This window comes from Acidovorax sp. GW823-FHT05D11 (assembly GCF_058795695.1).
On record NZ_CM179502.1, the window covers coordinates 3,269,488 to 3,285,937 of the forward strand.

Annotated in this window: 17 protein-coding genes; 9 read left to right on the plus strand and 8 right to left on the minus strand. The window is 70.0% G+C overall.

Annotation, left to right across the window (positions count from 1 at the left end; genetic code table 11):
• The first annotated feature begins 2 nt into the window (after window positions 1-2).
• From AC3RCE_RS15200 to AC3RCE_RS15210, 3 genes are all read left to right on the plus strand, one after another.
• A complete protein-coding gene (locus AC3RCE_RS15200) occupies window positions 3-620 on the plus strand; it encodes a helix-turn-helix domain-containing protein (RefSeq protein WP_492253374.1) in 618 nt (205 codons plus the stop codon).
• The gene (locus tag AC3RCE_RS15205) at window positions 617-1,165 is read left to right on the plus strand and encodes a GNAT family N-acetyltransferase (protein ID WP_492253375.1); all 549 of its coding nucleotides are present in this window, start codon (window positions 617-619) and stop codon (window positions 1,163-1,165) included. Before AC3RCE_RS15200 ends, AC3RCE_RS15205 begins: the two co-directional genes overlap by 4 nt.
• 117 nt (window positions 1,166-1,282) lie before the next feature.
• Complete coding sequence (locus AC3RCE_RS15210) at window positions 1,283-1,591, plus strand: hypothetical protein (RefSeq protein WP_492253376.1); 309 nt, start codon at window positions 1,283-1,285, stop codon at window positions 1,589-1,591.
• Between the two features lie 103 nt (window positions 1,592-1,694).
• Here AC3RCE_RS15210 and AC3RCE_RS15215 read toward each other — a convergent pair whose 3' ends face one another.
• Window positions 1,695-2,600, minus strand: a complete 906-nt coding sequence (locus tag AC3RCE_RS15215; RefSeq protein ID WP_492253377.1) for a LysR family transcriptional regulator — start codon at window positions 2,598-2,600, stop codon at window positions 1,695-1,697.
• Window positions 2,601-2,723: 123 nt separating this feature from the next.
• Here AC3RCE_RS15215 and AC3RCE_RS15220 point away from each other — a divergent pair, with 123 nt between their 5' ends.
• Complete coding sequence (locus tag AC3RCE_RS15220) at window positions 2,724-3,566, plus strand: EamA family transporter (protein ID WP_492253378.1); 843 nt, start codon at window positions 2,724-2,726, stop codon at window positions 3,564-3,566.
• A gap of 33 nt (window positions 3,567-3,599) precedes the next feature.
• On the opposite strand, the gene AC3RCE_RS15225 is transcribed toward AC3RCE_RS15220, so the two are convergent.
• Window positions 3,600-4,229 (minus strand): Lcl C-terminal domain-containing protein, encoded by a 630-nt coding sequence (locus AC3RCE_RS15225; RefSeq protein ID WP_492253379.1) that lies wholly within the window; start codon window positions 4,227-4,229, stop codon window positions 3,600-3,602.
• A gap of 91 nt (window positions 4,230-4,320) precedes the next feature.
• Entirely contained in the window at window positions 4,321-5,301 is a 981-nt protein-coding gene (locus AC3RCE_RS15230) for a LysR family transcriptional regulator (RefSeq protein WP_218294679.1), read from the minus strand.
• Between the two features lie 105 nt (window positions 5,302-5,406).
• Between AC3RCE_RS15230 and AC3RCE_RS15235 the strand changes: the two genes are divergently transcribed.
• Window positions 5,407-6,498, plus strand: a complete 1,092-nt coding sequence (locus AC3RCE_RS15235; RefSeq protein WP_218294678.1) for a tartrate dehydrogenase — start codon at window positions 5,407-5,409, stop codon at window positions 6,496-6,498.
• Between the two features lie 142 nt (window positions 6,499-6,640).
• On the plus strand, window positions 6,641-7,606 hold the full coding sequence (locus tag AC3RCE_RS15240) for a tripartite tricarboxylate transporter substrate binding protein (protein ID WP_369643915.1): 966 nt from the start codon (window positions 6,641-6,643) through the stop codon (window positions 7,604-7,606).
• A 122-nt stretch (window positions 7,607-7,728) separates the two neighbouring features.
• Here AC3RCE_RS15240 and AC3RCE_RS15245 read toward each other — a convergent pair whose 3' ends face one another.
• Both AC3RCE_RS15245 and AC3RCE_RS15250 read right to left on the minus strand, forming a co-directional pair.
• Entirely contained in the window at window positions 7,729-8,394 is a 666-nt protein-coding gene (locus tag AC3RCE_RS15245; protein ID WP_218294677.1) for a methionine ABC transporter permease, read from the minus strand.
• Window positions 8,395-8,408: 14 nt separating this feature from the next.
• On the minus strand, window positions 8,409-9,464 hold the full coding sequence (locus AC3RCE_RS15250; RefSeq protein ID WP_218294676.1) for a methionine ABC transporter ATP-binding protein: 1,056 nt from the start codon (window positions 9,462-9,464) through the stop codon (window positions 8,409-8,411).
• Between the two features lie 292 nt (window positions 9,465-9,756).
• Between AC3RCE_RS15250 and AC3RCE_RS15255 the strand changes: the two genes are divergently transcribed.
• Genes AC3RCE_RS15255 through arsB form a run of 3 tightly spaced genes read left to right on the plus strand, consistent with a single transcriptional unit; the run spans window position 9,757 to window position 11,742 of the window.
• Window positions 9,757-10,083, plus strand: a complete 327-nt coding sequence (locus AC3RCE_RS15255; protein WP_218294675.1) for an ArsR/SmtB family transcription factor — start codon at window positions 9,757-9,759, stop codon at window positions 10,081-10,083.
• Window positions 10,084-10,125: 42 nt separating this feature from the next.
• Window positions 10,126-10,617: an ArsI/CadI family heavy metal resistance metalloenzyme gene (locus AC3RCE_RS15260; protein WP_218294674.1), complete on the plus strand. Its 492-nt coding sequence runs from the start codon at window positions 10,126-10,128 to the stop codon at window positions 10,615-10,617.
• Between the two features lie 60 nt (window positions 10,618-10,677).
• Complete coding sequence (gene arsB, locus AC3RCE_RS15265; protein WP_218294673.1) at window positions 10,678-11,742, plus strand: ACR3 family arsenite efflux transporter; 1,065 nt, start codon at window positions 10,678-10,680, stop codon at window positions 11,740-11,742.
• Window positions 11,743-11,778: 36 nt separating this feature from the next.
• Here arsB and AC3RCE_RS15270 read toward each other — a convergent pair whose 3' ends face one another.
• From AC3RCE_RS15270 to AC3RCE_RS15280, 3 genes are all read right to left on the minus strand, one after another.
• A complete protein-coding gene (locus tag AC3RCE_RS15270) occupies window positions 11,779-13,845 on the minus strand; it encodes a hybrid sensor histidine kinase/response regulator (RefSeq protein WP_492253380.1) in 2,067 nt (688 codons plus the stop codon).
• Between the two features lie 97 nt (window positions 13,846-13,942).
• The gene (locus tag AC3RCE_RS15275; RefSeq protein ID WP_492253381.1) at window positions 13,943-15,148 is read right to left on the minus strand and encodes an MFS transporter; all 1,206 of its coding nucleotides are present in this window, start codon (window positions 15,146-15,148) and stop codon (window positions 13,943-13,945) included.
• Window positions 15,149-15,335: 187 nt separating this feature from the next.
• Complete coding sequence (locus AC3RCE_RS15280) at window positions 15,336-16,289, minus strand: ABC transporter substrate-binding protein (RefSeq protein WP_218294671.1); 954 nt, start codon at window positions 16,287-16,289, stop codon at window positions 15,336-15,338.
• Window positions 16,290-16,450 lie beyond the last annotated feature (161 nt).

Sequence of the window (16,450 nt, forward strand, 5' to 3'; positions counted from 1 at the left end):
CCATGGACATCAACCACCGCATCGCCCGCCGGTTGCGCGAGCTGCGCGACACCCGGGGCTACTCACTGGACACGCTGGCCGAACGCAGCGGCGTGAGCCGCTCCAACATCTCGCTGATCGAACGCGGCCAGAGCAGCCCCACGGCCGCCGTGCTGGACAAACTGGCCGTCGGGCTGAGCGTGGCACTCGCCTCCTTCTTCGAGGACGGCACCGATGGCGAGGGCGAGGCCCTGCCCTCGCCCCTGATCCGGGCCGCCGACCAGCCCCGCTGGCAGGACCCGGCCTCGGGCTATGTGCGCCGCCGGCTGTCGCCGTCCGCGCCCTCGCCGCTGCAGCTGGTGGAGGTGGAGTTTCCGCCCGGCCAGCGCGTCGCCCTCGACTCGGCCGTGCACGATGCCGACATCCACCAGCAGGTCTGGCTGGTGGAAGGCCGCATGGACCTGACCGTGGGCACCACCACCTGGGCGCTGGGCGCGGGGGACTGCCTGGCCATGCAGCTCAACCAGCCCATCGTGTTCCACAACCCGGGCACGCGGCCCGCGCGCTACCTGGTGGCGCTCACCACGCTGGGCCTGCCGCCTGCCCGCTTCGCATCCCCCACCCCGAGGAGAAAACCATGACCACCGACATACGGGCCCCTTCGCCCGCCGTCACCATCCGGCGCCTGGGCGCCCGCGAGGCGGCCGCGAGCGTGCCGGCGCTGGCCGACGTGCTGATCGACTGCGTGCAAGGTGGGGCGTCGGTGAGCTTCATGTGGCCGCTGCCGCGCGACAAGGCCCTCGCGTTCTGGAGCGGCGTGGCCGACGGCGTGGCCCGCAACGAACGCGTGCTGCTGGTGGCCGAGGCCCCGGGAGGCCACATCGTGGGGACCGTGCAGCTCGTCACCGCCATGCCCGACAACCAGCCCCACCGCGCCGACGTGGCCAAGATGCTGGTGCACCGCCAGGCCCGCCGCCGGGGCATCGCCCAGCAGCTCATGGCCGCCGTGGACGACGCAGCGCGCGCCGAGGGCAAGACCGTGCTCGTGCTCGACACCGTGACCGGCGGCGACGCCGAGCGCCTGTACGAGCGCGCCGGCTGGCAGCGCGTGGGCATGGTGCCCGACTATGCGCTGATGCCGGACGGCGCGTTCTGCGGCACCACGTTCTTCTGCAAGCGGATCTGACTTTTCCCCGGTCCCTCCAGGGACAGCGCCCCCCGGCACCCGCCCCGGACCAACCCGCATGCAGCGCACCCGATAAAACTGTATATTTATACAGTCAATCATTTACGGAGAAGCGCCATGGAAGTTCTTGAATCCACTTACGCGGTCGCCCTGCGCGACTACCCTGAAGAACTGCCGCCCCGGGAGCGCATGGCCGCCGAGGCACGCTATGCCAGGGAGCTCGAAAAACAGCTCGGCGGCCCCGCGCAGGTCGCCGCGGCCCTGGACACCATGTCCAGCCTGGAAGAATCGCCGCCCGAGATCGTGTCGGCCGGTGACCTCGCCTTGATCAAGCAATGGGGCAAAGCCAGCGTCGTCGCGCGGCAGGCGGGGTTTCGCGACCTGGGGGAAGGAGACGGCGCGTACTTCGAGGTCCGGCTGCTGTAAGCCCCTTTCGGGGGCCCATTGCCCTACCCGGCCCCTGCCTGGACGGACCAGGGGCCGGGAATGAGGGAGGCGGCAAGGCGCGGTAGCGCGCAGCCAGTGCCCGTCACGGCACGGCCAGGGACTCCAGTGCCGCCCACACCGCCAGGATGGCCGTGTCGTGCACCTGCGACGCCCGCCGCGCCAGCCCCAGCTCCCGCCACAGCGGCGGGCTCAGCGGGCGCACCTGCAGGCCCGCGTTGTCCTGCTCCACATCGCCGCCCGCCACCCCGGGCTGCTCCAGCGGCAGCACCGCCACGCTATGGCCGGCGCCCACCAGGCTGCGCAGTGCCAGCGGGTGGTTCAGCTCCATGCGGGGGCGGGGGTTCAGGCCGGCCTGCGCGAACCAGCCGGCGATGAGCCGGTACATCTGCGTGGCCGGTCCGAAGGACATCCAGCGCTGGCCGGCCAGCCACTGTGGCGTGGCCTGCGCCGGCGCATCCCACGCGGGCGGAATCAGCGCCACCATGGGGTCCGTGCGCCAGGGGCGCACCTGCACGTCGCCGCCGGCGGCCTGCGGCATCGCGACGATGGCCAGATCCAGCGTGCCCGCGCCGAGCCGGGCCATGGCCTCGGCGGAGCTGAGCACATCCAGCTTCACATCCACGCCCGGGCTTTGACGGGCCAGCCGCTCCAGCAGGCGGGGCAGCAAGCCCGCGCTCACGCCCGCCGTGGTGGCAAGGCGCACCAGGCCTTCCAGCCCCTGCGCGCGCCGGCGCACCTGCTCCACCACCTCGTCGGCCCCGGCCAGCAGGCGGCGCCCCCCCGCCACGAGCGCCTCGCCAGCCGGCGTCAGGCTGGCCTGGCGCCGGCCGCGCACCACCAGCGCGGCGCCGAGCCGCGACTCCAGTTCACTGATGTGCAGGCTGACCGTCGGTGGCGCCAGGTGCAGGGCCTGGGCCGCGGCGGCCAGCGTGCCCAGGTCGGCGATGGCAACAAGGGTCTGGACCTGGTCCAGGTTGAGGTTTCGCATCAGGAATCCTGAATTCAATAGTCATTGAATTCAACTTTACAGATGTCTGGCTGAAAAACATCATTCGCCCATCAAAAAACTGGCCCCTGCGCGCACTCACTCAGCCCCCGGAACCCCATCGCCATGCTCACCAACGACGTCTTCCTCATCGTGCTGCTGTCGGCCGCGCTCAACGCGGGCTGGAACAGCGCCATCAAGCTGGGCGGCAACCGCATCACCGCCATGGCGATCACCACGCTCATGGGCAGCGGTCTGTCCCTGCTGGCGCTGCCATGGGTCAACCTGCCGGCCGCGGCCAGCTGGCCGCTGCTCGCGCTGTCCGTTGCGGTGCACACGGCCTACCACTTCGCCTTGCCCATTGCCTACAACCACGGCGACATGGGGCAGGTCTACCCCATCGCCCGGGGCTCGGCGCCGCTGCTGGTGGTGGCGGGGGCGGCCATGTTCGCGGGGGAATGGCCAGGGGCCGGGGCGCTGTGGGGCGTTGCCTGCCTGTGCGCGGGCGTGCTGTCGCTGGCGCTCGTGCGGGGTGGCGGCACGCAGCGCCGGGCCGTGGGGTATGCGCTGCTGACCGGGGTGCTGATCGCCGCCTACACGGTGGTGGATGCGCTGGGGGCACGTCAGGCGGGGTCGGCCATCGGCTTCGCGGTGGTGCTCACGCTGGGCGACGGCATCGCCACGGCGCTCATCGTTCTGTGGTGGAAAGGGCCCCGCGCCTTCCGGGTCGACCCGCCCATGCTCTGGCGCTGCGCCGCGGCCGGCACGATGCAGATGGGCGCCTACTGGATCGCCGTCTGGGCCCTGGCGCGCGCGCCCATGGGCGCCGTGTCGGCCCTGCGCGAGACCAGCGTGCTGCTGGTGGCGCTGATTTCCACCTGGATGCTCAAGGAGCCCCTGGGCGCGGCGCGCATGGCTTCGGCCGCACTGGTGTGCGCGGGGCTGCTGATGGTGCGGCTCTCGTCCTGAAGGCCGTGCGAGCGGCCAGGGCGGCCAGGGCAGCTACTGCGGCGCTTCGGCCTCGCCGAGCGGGCGCACCAGCCGCACCGGCAGCTTGCTGGCGCGGGCCACATCGCCGCGCGCCTCGCCGGTGGACAGGTTCACCGCCCAGCCATTGATCGCCCCCATCTGGGCCGCCGCGTCGCCGGAACGCCCCTGCATGACAGTGTTGTAGTTGTACGGGTTGCCCCGTTGCGCGGCCACATTGGCCGTGGCGGACCAGTGCCACTGCGCGGGGGCCGCCGGAAACAGCGCGGCGTTCAGGCCCGGGGGACTGGCCGTGCGGTCGATGAGCCGCTGCAGCTCCGGCGCACGCGGCAGGCGCCAGGCCACGCCCTCTGCCTTCCAGCGGTCGCTGGCCAGCGCCGCGGCTTCGGCGCGGTCCAGCAACCGTGGCTTGCCGGTGCAGGTACCGGCCTGGCGGCTCCATTGCATGCCCTCGGCGCAGCGCGGCCAGGCCAGCCGGGCGCGCAGGTCCAGGACCACCGCGCCATCCTTCGACAGCGCCCATTCGGTGGCGGCCAAGGGCTCGGCCGCCCGCGCGGGCCAGGGGGCGGCACAGGCCGTGGCGAAGGCCAGTGCGCCGCCCAGCAAGGCGGCGGGATGAAGGTGTGGGCGGGACGGTGTGGTCATGTGCTGGATGGGGGGCGGCGCGGCCACGGTGGGCGTGGGCCGCGATGGACCACAGCCTAACCGCATGGCCCGCCCCGCGCCCCGCGCCAGATCAAGAAACCTTCGCGGTGCGCCTGCCCGCCTGCGGCCCCGCATCCGGTGCCACGCCCGCCAGCGCGCCCGACCGCGCCAGCGCCTGCGCCAGGAAGGTGACGAAGGTCTGCACCCGCGTGGAAAACTGGTGGCGCTGCGGATAGACCGCATAGACGTCGGCCGCGGGCGTCTGGTACTGCGGCAGCACGGGCTCCAGCAGGCCCTGCGCCAGGTGCCGGTTCACGTCCCACTCCGCCCGCATCACGATGCCGTGGCCCTGCAGCGCCCACAGCACGGCGATCTCGCCGTCATTGGTGGTCAGGTTGCCCGTGATCTTGATCGACTCGGTGTGCGCCTTGCTCCCGCGCCCGGTGGTCAGGCGCCACAAGCCGTAGGCCTCGTCACCCTGGCGGATGCCGATGCACCGGTGCTCCATCAGGTCGCGCGGCACGCGCGGCCTGCCGTGGCGGTCCAGGTACGCCGGGGCCGCGCACAACACGCGCCGGTTGGGCGCGATGCGCCGCGCGATCACGCGGCCGTCGGGCGGCTCGCCAAAACGCACGCACACGTCGTAGGCGTCGTCGGTGATCGGCGGCGGGTGCACCGACAGCTGCAGCTGCACGTCCACCTCGGGGTACAGCCGCACGAAGTCGGAGATGGCCGGCGCGATGTGCATGCGCCCGAAGCCCAGCGTGGCGTTCACGCGCAGCAGGCCCTTGGGGCTGGCCCGGGACTGCACGATGAGTTCATCGAGCGCATCGATCTCGCGCAGGATGCGGCGCGCGTGCTCCAGCAGCAGTTCGCCCTCGGGCGTGAGGCTCATGCGCCGCGTGGAGCGGTTCACCAGCACCACGCCCAGGCGCCGCTCCATCTGCGCCAGGTGCTTGCTCACGGCGGCGGTGGACACGCCCATTTCGCGCCCCGCCGCGCTCAGGCTGGGGCTGGCGGCCAGGGTGGAGAAAAAGCCCAGTTCGGCGGGCTGGATGGTGCTGGAGCTCATGCATCCATGTTAACCCAGGGTTAACGATGGATTCACTTTCAGGGCATTTCCTGTGCGCATGGTGGCCTAAAGTCCAGCCATCCACCACCGTTCTTTGTACACCCCATGACCACCTACCAAATCGCCACCATTCCCGGAGACGGCATCGGCAAGGAAGTGATTCCCGCAGGCCAGCGCGTGCTGGAAGCCCTGTCCGCCCAGCACCCCGGCCTGCAGTTCGCGTTCGAGAATTTCGGCTGGGGCGGCGACTGGTACCGCGCCCACGGCGCGATGATGCCGGCCGATGGCCTGGACGCCCTGCGCGGCAAGGACGCCATCCTGTTCGGTTCGGCCGGCGACCCGGACATCCCCGACCACATCACGCTGTGGGGCCTGCGCCTGAAGATCTGCCAGGGGTTCGACCAGTACGCCAACGTGCGGCCCACGCGCATCCTGCCGGGCATCGACGCGCCGCTCAAGCGCTGCACACCCCAGGACCTGGACTGGGTCATCGTGCGCGAAAACTCCGAGGGTGAATACTCCGGCGTCGGCGGCCGCGTGCACCAGGGCCACCCCATCGAGGCCGCCACCGATGTCTCCATCATGACCCGCGTGGGCGTGGAGCGCATCCTGCGTTTTGCCTTCCGCCTGGCCCGATCGCGCCCCCGCAAGCAACTCACCGTCATCACCAAGAGCAACGCGCAGCGCCATGCCATGGTGATGTGGGACGAGATCGCCGCGCAGGTGGCTACCGAGTTCCCCGATGTGCAATGGGACAAGGAACTGGTGGACGCCGCCACGGCCCGCATGGTCAACCGCCCCGCCACGCTGGACACCATCGTCGCGACCAACCTGCACGCCGACATCCTCTCGGACCTGGCCGCGGCGCTGGCCGGCAGCCTGGGCATCGCGCCCACCGGCAACATCGACCCCGAGCGCCGCTACCCCAGCATGTTCGAGCCCATCCACGGCTCGGCCTTCGACATCATGGGCAAGGGCCTGGCCAACCCCATCGGCACCTTCTGGTCGGTGGTGATGCTGCTGGAGCACCTGGGCGAGGCCGAGGCGGCCCGCGCCGTGATGCAGGCCATCGAGCAGGTCACCGCCAACCCCGCCCTGCACACCCGCGATCTGGGCGGCACGGCCACCACGGCGCAGGTGACCGATGCCGTGTGCGCGCTCATCAGCAGCGCACCGGCCGCGCGCAAAGCCGCCTGACCGCACTTGCCCCCGGCGGGCAGAACAACAAGGCCACAAAGGCCATGCACCCGCCGCACAACCACCCTTTCGGAGACAAACCATGCGCCGCCCTACCCCCCATCCCACCTGCATCGCCCAGCCGCTGCGCCGCCCTTACCTGATGGCCCTGGCGGCGGTCGCCGCAGCCGCCTGCCTGCTGCCCGGCACAAAGGCCCATGCACAGGCCCCGGCCTGGCCCGCCAAGCCCGTCACCATCGTCGTGCCGTTCGCGGCCGGGGGCACCACCGACGTGCTGGCGCGCGCACTGGGCGAAAAGCTGGGCGTGGCACTGGGCCAGCCGGTCATCGTGGAAAACCGGGGCGGCGCGGGCGCCACCATTGGCGCCGACTACGTGGCCAAGGCACCTGCCGACGGCCACACGCTGCTGATGGGCGCGGTGCACCACACCATCGCCACCAGCGTGTACAAGAAGCTCGGCTACGACTTCCAGAAGAGCTTCGCACCCATCACCACCGTCGCACTGGTGCCCAACGTGCTCGCCGTGGCCGCCGCCACGCCCGCCAGGGACGTGAAGGAACTCGTGGCCCTGGTGAAGGCCGCGCCCGACAAGTTCTCGTACGGCTCCAACGGCGCGGGCACCGCGCAGCACCTGATCGGCACGCAGTTCGCCACGGCCATCGGCCAGCCGCTGCTGCACGTGCCCTACAAGGGCAGCGGGCCATTGACCACCGACCTGCTGGGCGGCCAGGTATCGATGTCGTTCGACACCGTGACGCCCGTGCTGCCGCACATCAAGGCCGGCAAGCTGCGCGCGCTGGCCGTGACCACGGCCAGGCGGTCGTCCGCGCTGCCCGACGTGCCCACCCTGCAGGAGAGCGGCTTCGCGGGCTTCGACATCGGCACCTGGTTCGGCGTGCTCGCGCCCGTGCGCACGCCGCCCGAGGTCGTGGAACGGCTCAACGCCGAAATGGTCAAGGTGATCCAGTCGGCCGACTTCAGGAAGCGCATGCTGGACATCGGCGCCGAGCCCGTCGGCAACACCCCGGCGCAGATGGCCCAGCAGATCGCCAGCGACACGGCGCGTTTTGCCAGGCTGGTGGCGGACCACCGGATCTCTGCGGAATGAAGCATCCGGTGGCGGGCACAGCCCCGCACCAAACTTGCAGCAAAAGCAGCCGCAAGCGCTTTACCATCAAGCGCCAATAGCTATCAATTAGATAGCAATCAACAGGCGGCTGGCGCCTGGGGTCAGCGGTGGCTGAGCCTGCGCACCGCCCAGTCGCCCAGGCTCTGCACGGCCTGTACAAAGAAGATCAGCACCAGCACCACGGCCAGCATGATCTCGGGCAGGAAGCGCTGGTAGCCGTAGCGGATGCCCAGGTCACCCAGGCCGCCGCCGCCGATGGCGCCGGCCATGGCCGAGTAGCCCGTGAGGCTCACGAAGGTGATGGTCAGGCCCGCCACGATGCCGGGCAGCGCCTCGGGCAGCAGCACCTTCCACACGATCTGGCTGGTGGTCGCGCCCATGGCCTGGGCGGCTTCCACGAGGCCGTGGTCCACCTCGCGCAGCGCGGCCTCCACCAGGCGCGCCACGAACGGGGCGGCGGCGATGGTCAGCGGCACCACGGCCGCGGCCGTGCCGATGGACGAGCCGGTGATGAAGCGCGTGAACGGGATGATGGCCACGAGCAGGATGATGAAGGGCGTGGAGCGCACGGCGTTGACCAGCCAGCCCACGAGCTTGTTGACGGGCCCGTTTTCGAGCACGCCGCCCTGGTCGGTGAGGCGCAGGAACACGCCCAGCGGCACGCCCAGCAGGCCGCCGACCAGGCCGGAGATGCCGACCATGACCAGCGTTTCCCACAGCGACGATGCGAAGAGGTCCAGCATGGCCGGGGTGAAGTTGTCGAACATGTTTTTTCCCTTCCTCAAGCCGGTACGGCCACTTCTTCGACGGCGACGCCACTGGCGCGCAGGTGCGCCACGGCGCCACGCAGGCGGTCGGCCTCGCCGCTGGCATAGACGGCCAGCGAGCCGAAGGTCTCGTCCTGGATCTCGTCCACCTGGCCGTGCAGGATGCTCATGTCCACGCCGAACTGGCGGATGAGCTGCGACAGGATGGGCTGGTACGCGCTGTCACCTGCGTACGACAGGCGCAGCAGCTGGCCCGTGCGGTCCGGTGCCGTGGCAGCGAGCTGAACTGCGAGCGTGCGCACGTGGCCGAGCACGCTGGCGGGCAGCTCCTGCGGCAGGATCTCGTCGATCAGGCTCTTGGTGATGGGCTGCTGCGGGCGCGTGAAGACATCCAGCACGCGGCCCTGCTCCACGATGCGGCCGGCCTCGATCACGGCCACGCGGTCGGCCACCTGCTTGATGACCTGCATCTGGTGCGTGATGAGCACCACCGTGAGACCCAGCTCCCGGTTCACCTGGCGCAGCAGGTCGAGGATGGAGCGCGTGGTCTCGGGGTCGAGCGCGGACGTGGCTTCATCCGAGAGCAGCACCTTGGGGCGGCTGGCCAGCGCGCGCGCAATGCCCACACGCTGCTTCTGGCCGCCACTGATCTGCGCCGGGTAGCGTTGGGCCAGGGCCGACAGGCCCACCAGCTCCAGCAGCGGGTTCACGCGTTCGCGGATGGCGGCCTTGTCCATGCCCGCCAGTTCCAGCGGCAGGGCCGCGTTGTCGAACACCGTGCGCGAGGACAGCAGGTTGAAATGCTGGAAGACCATGCCGATCTCGCGGCGGGCATCGCGCAGCTGGGCATCGCCCAGCTGGGTCAGGTCGCGGCCATTGACGATGACCTGGCCCGTGGTGGGGCGGTTGAGCAGGTTGATGACGCGCACCAGCGAGCTCTTGCCCGCACCGCTCTTGCCGATGATGCCGAACACTTCGCCCGGCGTGATGTGAAGGTCGATGCCCTTGAGAGCCTCGACCGGGCCTTGTGAGCCCTGGTAGGTTTGGGTGATACCCCGTAAGTCGATCATGAAAAAGCAGTGGCGCGTCACAGGACATGCCGATGGTCCGTGGCGCGCGGTGAGGAATGGGATGCGGGACTGTATCGGCGAATCGTAAGTTCACAAACGATTGAAAAATCGGGTGATTAGATCCACAGGTTATGAAGACCGTGATAGGTCTACCTTCACCGCTCCTAATTGCATAGCATCTGGCGCAATACCATTCAGCGCAATTCGCCAATTTTCCTGCTTTTTCATGAAGGCTTGAAAATGATCTCCCAAGAACGATTCTATATTTCAACTTTTGTTGTAATATCGAATCATGCAAGAACCCGACGTCATCCGATCCCTCGCCGCCCTGGCCCAGGAAGTGCGCCTGCGCGTGTTCCGCGCGCTGGTGGTGGCCGGCCAGGACGGGCTCACGCCCGGGGCGCTGTCCGAACAGCTGGGCATTGCGCCCAACACGCTGTCGTTCCACCTCAAGGAGCTGACCCACGCGGGCCTGGTGAGCCAGGAGCGCCAGGGCCGCAACCTGATCTACCGCGCATCGTTTGCCACGATGAACGAGCTGCTGGCCTACCTGACCGAGAACTGCTGCCAGGGCGCCGCCTGCCTGCCCGGCACCGCCACCGCCGCCTGCGATTGCTGACCCACAACCCACGCCACGGCCCACGGCCGAAAGGAAGCCACCATGAAGCGATTCCACGTCCACCTGCATGTCGATGACCTCGCCAAGAGCATCGCGTTCTATTCCCGGCTGTTCGCGGCCGGCCCCGCGCGCGTGGAGGCCGACTACGCCAAATGGATGCTCGAAGACCCGCGCGTGAACTTCGCCATCTCCACCCGCGGCGACAAGCCCGGCGTGGACCACCTGGGTTTCCAGGTGGACGAGGCCGGCGAACTGGCCGAGCTGAAGGCGCGCGCCCAGGGCGCCGACATGGCCCTGCTGGACGAAGGCGCCACCACCTGCTGCTATGCCCGCAGCGACAAGCACTGGATCACCGACCCGCAGGGCGTGGCGTGGGAACACTTCCACACGCTGGGCAACATTCCCGTGTTCAACGAAGCCGCGGCCCAGCCCGCCCAGGCCGCCTGCTGCCCCACGGGCGCGCCCTCAATCCCCGAGCCGGGCCGGGCCGCCTGCTGCGGCCCCACGGCCACCAACCCCAACAAGTGCTGCTGACCCGAACGGGACCCACGCCGACGACCCCTGCCCGCGAACTGCCCGCGCACTGACATCCCCATGCACCCCAAAAACCCTTCACAGTCCGCCCCGGCCGCCGGCATGGCGGTGTTCGAGCGCTACCTCACCGTGTGGGTGCTGCTGTGCATCGTGGCGGGCATTGCGCTCGGCCAATGGCTGCCGGGCGCGGCCCGCGCGGTGGGCGCGCTGGAGGTGGCGCGTGTCAACCTGCCGGTGGGCCTGCTCATCTGGGTCATGATCATCCCCATGCTGCTGAAGGTGGACTTCGGCGCGCTGGCCGGGGTGCGCCAGCACCTGCGGGGCATTGGCGTGACGCTGTTCGTCAACTGGCTGGTCAAGCCGTTTTCGATGGCCCTGCTGGGCTGGCTGTTCATCCGCCACTGGTTTGCCCCCTGGCTGCCCGCCGAGCAGATCGACAGCTACATCGCCGGGCTGATCCTGCTGGCGGCCGCGCCCTGCACGGCCATGGTGTTCGTGTGGAGCCGGCTCACGGGCGGAGACCCGCTGTTCACGCTGTCGCAGGTGGCGCTCAACGACAGCATCATGGTCGTGGCGTTCGCGCCGCTGGTGGGCTTTTTGCTGGGCCTGTCGGCCATCGCCGTGCCGTGGGACACGCTGCTTGCCTCGGTGGTGCTGTACATCCTGATCCCGGTGGCGATCGCGCAGTGGCTGCGCAGGCGGCTTCTGCGCCGGGGCGAAGCGGCCTTCCAGGCGGCCATGGCGCGCACCGGCCCGTGGTCCATCGCCGCGCTGCTGGCCACCCTCGTGCTGCTGTTCGCGTTCCAGGGCGAGGCCATCCTGCGGCAGCCCCTGGTGATCGCCCTGCTGGCCGTGCCCATCCTGATCCAGGTGCTGTTCAACTCCGCGCTGGCCTACGGCCTGAACCGCGCCGTGGGCGAAAAACACAGCATCGCCTGCCCGTCGGCGCTGATCGGCGCATCCAACTTCTTCGAGCTGGCCGTGGCCGCCGCCATCAGCCTGTTCGGACTGCACTCGGGCGCGGCGCTGGCCACCGTGGTGGGTGTCCTGGTCGAAGTGCCGGTGATGCTGCTGGTGGTGCACGCCGTCAACCGCAGCAAGGGCTGGTATGAAGCCGGTATCTGACGGCCCGCGCGCGGCAGGCCGTCCCGGCGATGGCCCTCAGGCGTCTCGCGGGCCGTGCCCCATCACCGCGTTGACCTTGCCCACCAGGGTCTGGGCATCGAAGGGCTTGACCAGCAGCTCCATCTGCGCGCCGAGGAACTGCGGCGTCATGGCCGCCTGCTCGGCATAGCCCGTCATCAGGATGACCTTGATGGACGGAAACTTCTCGCGCGCATAGTCGGCCACCTGGCGGCCGTTGGGGCCGGGCAGGCCCACGTCGGACACCAGCAGGTCAAAGTGCACCGCCCCCGAGAGCAGGGCCATGGCGGCGCTGCCGGTGGCGGCCTCCATCACATGGAAACCCATGTCGCGCAGCAGTTCCACGGCCAGCGTGCGCACCGTGTCGTCGTCTTCCACCACCAGGGTGGAATCGGGTCGGCGCGCGCTGGAGAGATTGGCCACCGGCTCGAGCAGCTCGGCCATCGCCTCGTGCTGCGACCGCATGAAATACAGCGCCACGCTGGTGCCCAGCCCCACGGCGCTGTCCAGCACCGCAAGGCCGCCGGACTGGCGCATGAAGCCGTAGATCATCGACAGCCCCAGCCCCGTGCCCTGCCCCAGCGGCTTGGTGGTGAAGAACGGATCGAAGGCGCGCGCGATCACATCGCCCGTCATGCCGGTGCCCGTGTCCCGCACCGTCACGCGCACGTAGTCGCCCGGCTCCAGCCCCGGCGTGGCCTGCGCGGTGGCGGCGTCGGCATGCACGTTGTCGGCCGCGATGTACAGCGCACCGCCGCCCGGCATGGCATCGCGCGCATTGATCGCCAGGTTGACCACCGCGCTCTCAAACTGGTGGGCATCGGTCAGCGCGGGCCACAGGTCCTGCGGCAGGTGCAGCTGCAGCGCGATGTTCTCGCCGCACGTCGTCTTGAGCATGGACTCCAGCCCGCCCAGCGAGGACACCAGGTCCACGGGCCGGGAATCCAGCGGCTGGCGGCGCGAGAACGCCAGCAGGCGCTGCGTGAGCGACGCCGCTCGCTTGGCCGCCGCCAGGCCCGACTCGATGTAGCGCCCCACCTCGTCATGGCGCCCCTGGGCAATGCGCTGCCGGATGAGCTGCAGCGGCAGCACGATGCCCTGCAGCATGTTGTTGAAGTCGTGGGCGATGCCGCCGGTGAGCTGGCCCACGGCCTCCATCTTCTGGCTCTGGCGCAAAAGCTCCTCGGCGTTGCTGAGCGCCTCCTTGCGCAGGTGCTCCTCGGTGGTGTCGCGGCCCACGGCCTGGATGAAGCCCTCGCTGGGCACGGCGGTCCAGGCGATCCACCGCTCGCCGCCGTCGCGATGGCGGTAGCGCGCGGTGATCTGGCGGCGCGTGGGCTCGGTGGCCAGCAGGGCCATTTCGTCCTGCACCTGCGCCATGTCGTGCCCATGGGCGAAGGCCGCCAGCGGATGGCCCACGGTCTCGGCCTCCGACCAGCCCAGCGTCGCGGTCCAGGCGGGATTCACGGCGGTGATGGTGCCGTCCAGGCGGGCCACCAGCAGCACGTCGTCCGAGAGCTGCCACAGCCGGTTGCGGTCGGCCGTGCGCTGCGCCACCTGCTGCTCCAGCGACGCCGCCACATCGCGCCACTGGCGCAGCGCGTTGAACTTGCTGGTGGTCTCGATCACGGTGTCCAGCATGCCCACCACCGCGCCGTGCTCGTCGCGCACCGGGCTGTAGCAGAACGTGAAATAGGCCTGCTCGGGGTGGCCGTAGCGGTTCACCTCCAGCGGGAAATCCTCGATGAACGTGGCTTCGCCGGCATAGGCGCGCTCGGCGATGGGACCGATGGTGGGCCAGGCCTCGCTCCACACATCCTTGAACGAGCGCCCGAGCGCCTCGGGCTTGTTGCCCAATATCAGGCGGAACGCATCGTTGTAGATGGTGGTGAACTGCGCCCCCCAGACCAGGCATGACGGAAAGCGCGACGCGAGCAGGGCCTCGACGCAGTAGCGCAGCGTGGCGGGCCATGCCTGCATGGGCCCCAGCGCGCTGCCCGCCCAGTCGTAGCGGCGCACCTTCTCGCTCATGGCGCCCTCGGCGCGGGGAAATGGCAGCACGGTGGCGGGCGGGGAATCGTTCATGGTGGATGGGGCGCGGCGGCAGCAGGGGCTGGCGCCCAGGCACAAAGTGCATGCAGTCTACAGGCGAAGCGCCACCGCTTCGCGAACCCCGGCACCCTCAGGCGCCCGCGACGGCGCCGCGCCGCTGCACCCGGCGCGACACCAGGAAACCCAGCACGAAGATCCCCAGCGCCGCCACCGAGAACACGGGCGGCAGCCATCCCCGGTCCACGCTGAACGCCACGGCGAGCACCCCGAGCGACTGGCCCAGGAACAGCAGGCACGCAAACAGCGTGACCGCCGTGCCGCGCGCCTGCGGCGCCATCTGCGTGGCCTGCACCTGCAGCGTGTTGTGCAGCATGTAGAAACCGATGCCCGCCAGGAAACACCCGAGCACCGCCCACGCCACCCACGGCGCCCAGGCCAGCAGCAACAGGCCGCTGGCGATCAGGGAGGCCCCGGCAAGCGCCAGCCCCTGTTCGCCGAGCGCGGCCAGCCACCGGCGGGCGAACATGCTGTAGAGGAGCCCGCCCACGCCATAGAGCACCATCGCGCCGCCAGCCGCCGAGGCCGACAGGCCGAAACCGTCGACCAGGCGCGCGGGCACGAAGGCCAGCGTGCCAAAGGCCAGCGCCCCCTCGATGGACACCACCGCGAGCACCCAGCGCACGCGCGGCATGCGCAGCAGGTTCCGGGTGCTGGCCAGGTAGGCCGCCAGCGAAAACCCGGCCCCAGGCTCCTGCGCGCCCGCGGGGTGCGCCGCTGCGGCCCCGCCGGCCCGCAGGCGGCGCAGCAGCAGCACCGCCGCCGTCATGAACAGCACCGAGAGCACGGCGAACGCGCCACGCCAGCCCAGGGTTTCGGTGGCAAAGCCGCCAAACCACTGGCCGGCCATCATCCCCGTGACGGTGGCCACCATGAGGCGCGCCAGCGTCTCCTGCCGCTGCCCATAGTCCACCTCGTCACCGATCCAGGCCATGGACAGCGGAATGATCCCCGCCGCCGCCGCCCCCATGGCCGCACGCGCGACCACCAGCGCGGTGAAGCTGGGCGCCAGCGCGGTGGCCGCGCTGAACACCGCGCAGGCTGACGTGGCGCCAATGATCACCTGCAGCTTGCCCAGCCGGTCCCCCAGCGGTCCGTAGACGAGTTGCAGCACGCCATAGGCCACCGCGAAGGCCGCCACCACGGCGGAGGCATCGCCCGTGGTGACATGGAACTCATGGGACAGGGACACCAGCATGGGGTCGCACACACGCATGGACGCCATGCTGCAGAAAGCTGCCAGGCTGATCAGCCGCAGCATCGTCGAAGAAGAGGTCATATGACCCGATTGTGGGGCGGCGCGCGCCACGGTGCAGGCACACCCGCCAATGGCCCGCAAACCGCCGCGCGGCCCTGAGCCGCCGGCCGCCCGGTGGTTCGGACGAATTCACCGGCCAGCACTGGCACGCGCGGCATCCGCGCCCAGGGGGCGCCGGACTTGCCCGACAGACACGCCTGCGCGGGCCTCAGCCCTTGGCCAGGTTGAAGCTGGTGTCGAAGGTGCCCCGCACATCCAGCCGCTGCTTGATCAGGCCGGCCGCCAGGTAGAAGTCGGCCGTCTTCTGCTGGTCCGCCAGCACCTGGGCGTCGATGTCCTGCCAGCGCGTGGCGCGGCGCTCGAACTGCAGTTGCGCGGCGTCGGCCGGGATGCCGATGATGCGGGCGAGCGACTGGCCGAACGGCTTGGCGTTCTGGTAGGACCACACCTGGGCGCGCGCCACGCGCTCCTTGAAGTCCTGCAGCACGGCGCGCTTTTCGGCCAGCGCCGCGTCGGTGGCGGCCAGGAAGGACAGGCCCGTCCACAACCCCCGGCCGCTGACCAGCACGCGCGCATGGCCGCTGGTCTCGGCCAGCGCGGTGTAGGGCTCCCACGTGGCCCAGGCGTCCACCGAACCCTGCGTGAGCGCGAGCTTGGCGTCCGGTGGAGGGATGAAGCGCAGTTGCACGTCGTCGGCCTTGAGCCCGGCGGATTCGAGCACCTTGAGCGTGACGAAGTGGCCGATGGAGCCGCGGTTGGTGGCGATGCTCTTGCCCTTGAGGTCGGCAGCCGTCTTGAGCGGCGAGTGGGGCGCCACCAGCACGGCGGTGCCGTACGCATCCGACCGGCTGGCCGCAAAGGCCTTGACCCGGCTGCCCGCCGCCAGGGTGAACAGCAGCGGCGCATCGCCGATGGGTCCGAAATCCACGGCGTTGGCGTTGAGCGCTTCGGCCAGCGGCGCGGCGGCCGGGAACTCGCTCCACTTGATGTCGTAGGGCAGGTTCTTCAGTTCGCCCGCAGCGTCGAGCAGGGCCTGCAACCCGCCCTTCTGGTCGCCAGCGCGCAGCAACACGCGCTGCTGGGCGTGGGTGAGCACGGGTGAGAGGAACGAACTGGCGGCAACGGAGGCGGTCAGCAGATGGTGGAATTGGCGGCGCAGCATGGTGGTCGGGTGTGAAATGGGTTTGGCACTTTGAAGGGACTCTGGCTGCCATTGCATCACCGGGCCCGCGCTCCAGCAACGAAGGCTTGCGACCATCCATATGCGGTTTTCGCATGCAGGCACTGGCCGCGTGCGGACCCTGCCCGCCCGCGCGACCTGGC

What these genes read in the sequence shown, in the direction of transcription:
- AC3RCE_RS15200 (WP_492253374.1), top strand. Translation starts at nt 3, where the DNA reads ATGGACATCAACCACCGCATCGCCCGCCGGTTGCGCGAGCTGCGCGAC.
- AC3RCE_RS15205 (WP_492253375.1), top strand. Translation starts at nt 617, where the DNA reads ATGACCACCGACATACGGGCCCCTTCGCCCGCCGTCACCATCCGGCGC.
- AC3RCE_RS15210 (WP_492253376.1), top strand. Translation starts at nt 1,283, where the DNA reads ATGGAAGTTCTTGAATCCACTTACGCGGTCGCCCTGCGCGACTACCCT.
- AC3RCE_RS15215 (WP_492253377.1), bottom strand. Translation starts at nt 2,600, where the DNA reads ATGCGAAACCTCAACCTGGACCAGGTCCAGACCCTTGTTGCCATCGCC.
- AC3RCE_RS15220 (WP_492253378.1), top strand. Translation starts at nt 2,724, where the DNA reads ATGCTCACCAACGACGTCTTCCTCATCGTGCTGCTGTCGGCCGCGCTC.
- AC3RCE_RS15225 (WP_492253379.1), bottom strand. Translation starts at nt 4,229, where the DNA reads ATGACCACACCGTCCCGCCCACACCTTCATCCCGCCGCCTTGCTGGGC.
- AC3RCE_RS15230 (WP_218294679.1), bottom strand. Translation starts at nt 5,301, where the DNA reads ATGAGCTCCAGCACCATCCAGCCCGCCGAACTGGGCTTTTTCTCCACC.
- AC3RCE_RS15235 (WP_218294678.1), top strand. Translation starts at nt 5,407, where the DNA reads ATGACCACCTACCAAATCGCCACCATTCCCGGAGACGGCATCGGCAAG.
- AC3RCE_RS15240 (WP_369643915.1), top strand. Translation starts at nt 6,641, where the DNA reads ATGGCCCTGGCGGCGGTCGCCGCAGCCGCCTGCCTGCTGCCCGGCACA.
- AC3RCE_RS15245 (WP_218294677.1), bottom strand. Translation starts at nt 8,394, where the DNA reads ATGTTCGACAACTTCACCCCGGCCATGCTGGACCTCTTCGCATCGTCG.
- AC3RCE_RS15250 (WP_218294676.1), bottom strand. Translation starts at nt 9,464, where the DNA reads ATGATCGACTTACGGGGTATCACCCAAACCTACCAGGGCTCACAAGGC.
- AC3RCE_RS15255 (WP_218294675.1), top strand. Translation starts at nt 9,757, where the DNA reads ATGCAAGAACCCGACGTCATCCGATCCCTCGCCGCCCTGGCCCAGGAA.
- AC3RCE_RS15260 (WP_218294674.1), top strand. Translation starts at nt 10,126, where the DNA reads ATGAAGCGATTCCACGTCCACCTGCATGTCGATGACCTCGCCAAGAGC.
- arsB (WP_218294673.1), top strand. Translation starts at nt 10,678, where the DNA reads ATGCACCCCAAAAACCCTTCACAGTCCGCCCCGGCCGCCGGCATGGCG.
- AC3RCE_RS15270 (WP_492253380.1), bottom strand. Translation starts at nt 13,845, where the DNA reads ATGAACGATTCCCCGCCCGCCACCGTGCTGCCATTTCCCCGCGCCGAG.
- AC3RCE_RS15275 (WP_492253381.1), bottom strand. Translation starts at nt 15,148, where the DNA reads ATGACCTCTTCTTCGACGATGCTGCGGCTGATCAGCCTGGCAGCTTTC.
- AC3RCE_RS15280 (WP_218294671.1), bottom strand. Translation starts at nt 16,289, where the DNA reads ATGCTGCGCCGCCAATTCCACCATCTGCTGACCGCCTCCGTTGCCGCC.